The organism is Streptomyces sp. UNOB3_S3, from assembly GCF_020740895.1.
Classification (GTDB): domain Bacteria; phylum Actinomycetota; class Actinomycetes; order Streptomycetales; family Streptomycetaceae; genus Streptomyces.
The window spans coordinates 1-2,131 of record NZ_JAILXP010000624.1 but is presented as its reverse complement, the minus strand read 5'-3'; the positions used below and the strand labels follow the sequence as shown (position 1 = coordinate 2,131).

Annotated in this window: 2 protein-coding genes; both read left to right on the top strand. The window is 73.3% G+C overall.

All coding sequences use genetic code 11. The annotated features are described in order from the left end of the window. The first annotated feature begins 16 nt into the window (after nucleotides 1-16). On the top strand, nucleotides 17-1,489 hold the full coding sequence (locus tag K6I33_RS34445) for an SCO6880 family protein (RefSeq protein ID WP_229358738.1): 1,473 nt from the start codon (nucleotides 17-19) through the stop codon (nucleotides 1,487-1,489). A 39-nt stretch (nucleotides 1,490-1,528) separates the two neighbouring features. After that, nucleotides 1,529-1,981, top strand: a complete 453-nt coding sequence (locus tag K6I33_RS34440) for a DUF6238 family protein (protein WP_229358737.1) — start codon at nucleotides 1,529-1,531, stop codon at nucleotides 1,979-1,981. Nucleotides 1,982-2,131 lie beyond the last annotated feature (150 nt).

Here is a 2,131-nt window from a genome sequence, read left to right as displayed (position 1 = left end):
CTTCCCGGAGCAGCTCATGTCTGATCTCTCCGTCGCCCCCCTGACGGTCAAATTCCCCCACCGCTCCCGGCGCGGGATCCTGCTCGGCCTGTCCCTGCCCCAGCTCGTCCTCGTCTCCTGCACCCTGGCCCTGCTGCTGGTCACCGTGGTGAGCACCGGGCTGGTCGGCGCGATCGCCCTGACCCCGCTGTGGGTGGCGAGCACGGCCCTGGTCGCGATCCGCCGCAACGGCCGGTCCCTGATCGACTGGGCCCCCATCGTCATGCGCTACGCCTACCGCCGGCGTACCGGCCAGACGCTGTGGCTGGCCCGGCCGGTCTCCCGCCCCCACCAGGACGGTCTGCTGCACCTGCCCGGCACCACCGCCTCGCTGCGGGTGGTCACCCCCGGCGACAGCGCCAATGGCGCCGCCGCGGTGCACGACCCGCACCACCAGACGCTGACCGCCGTCGCCCGTGTCTCCTCCCGGGCCTTCGCGCTGCTGGACCCTGCCACTCAGAACCACAACGTCCAGTCCTGGGGCCGTGCCCTCGCCGGTATCTCCCGCACCGGGCACATCGCCACCGTGCAGGTCCTGGAGCGCACCGTCCCCGACTCCGGCGACACCCTCGCGCGGCACTGGGCCCAGCAGGGCCGCCCCGAGACCCCGGTGGCCGGGCAGGTGTACGCCGACCTCGTCGCTTCCGCGGGCCCGGCCGCCGCTCCGCACGAGGCGTACTTGGCGATCTCCTTGGACATGAAGGCTGCCAAGCGGCTCATCAGCCAGGCCGGCGGCGGGCTGCCCGGCGCGTTCACGGTCATGGAGCAGACCACCGCCTCGGTCGCGCAGGCGGCCCGGAGTGCGGGGCTGATGGTGACGGGCTGGCTGACGGCGCGTGAAATCGCAGCCGTCGTCCGCACTGCCTACGACCCGAAGGCACTCTCCCGCCTTCAGCAGTGGTCGGAATCCGGGCGGGCCGAAGCCGACCCGGCCGCCGCCGGGCCCGTCGTCCAGGTCGAGGAGTCCGACCGGGTGATCACCGACTCCGCCCGGCACGCCACCTACTGGATCGAGGACTGGCCCCGCACCGAGACCTCGCCCGGTTTCCTGCACGGGCTGATGTTCACCGCCGGCGTCCGTCGCAGCCTCTCCCTTATATACGCTCCGCAAGGACTGGAGTCCGCTCTGCGGGACGTGCAGCGCAAGAAGGCCGCGATCATCGCCGACGCCAACGAGCGCGCCCGCCGCGGCCAAGTCGACAACGAGGCCGATTCCATCGAGTACGCCGACGTCAAGGTCCGCGAACGCCAGCTCATCGCCGGCCACGCCGACGTCGTCCTGACCGGCCTGCTCACCGTCAGCGCGGAAACCGACGCCCTGCTGGACGCGGCCTGCGCGCAGATCGAGACCGCCGCCGTCACCGCCCAGGTCGACCTGCGACGTCTCCTCTTCCAGCAGCCCGAAGCGCTGACCATGGGCGCCCTCCCCCTGGCCCGCACCGCCCTGTAACCCGTGCCTGCCGTCACCGGCAGGAAGGATTCTGCTCTTTTGACCTCCCTCTCCCCCGCCGATGCGCATCCCTATCTGCGGGCCGCCACCGCCGGCATCCGCCACCACGGCCGCTCGCTCAGCGCGGCAGCGCCGGGCCCGGCGGACCGTGTCCAGCTCGACGTGCTGCACGCGCACCTCACCGCGCTGCACCAGCTGCTCGACCACCTCGCCGAGACCACCCGGCCCCCGCATCCGGCAGCAGGCCGGCATCTCGCTACGGCACACGCCCGGCTGTGGCAGGCCACCGCCGCCGTGCACGACGCCTTCCACCTGCTGCCCCCGGCGCCCAACAGCAGCGCGGGCACCGAGTGCCGACCCGAGCGGCTGCCGGAAGGACCGCCGGTGCTGACCATCTGCCAGCGACACCTGGCCGCCGGCCACGCCATCCGCCGCAAGACCACCCCCACCGACCTCAACACCCCGCTCCACGGCCACACCAGCGCCTCGTGAGCGGGCACCGCCGAATCGAGCACCACCGATGACCCACCGGCCCGCCCGCCGCGCCCGCCGCGCATCGGCCTCTCCCCTCTTCACCCCGCACGGCACCGACCGTGCCGCCCGCAAGGCCGCCCGCCGCCAGCTCGCCGAAGCCGCCGCCAA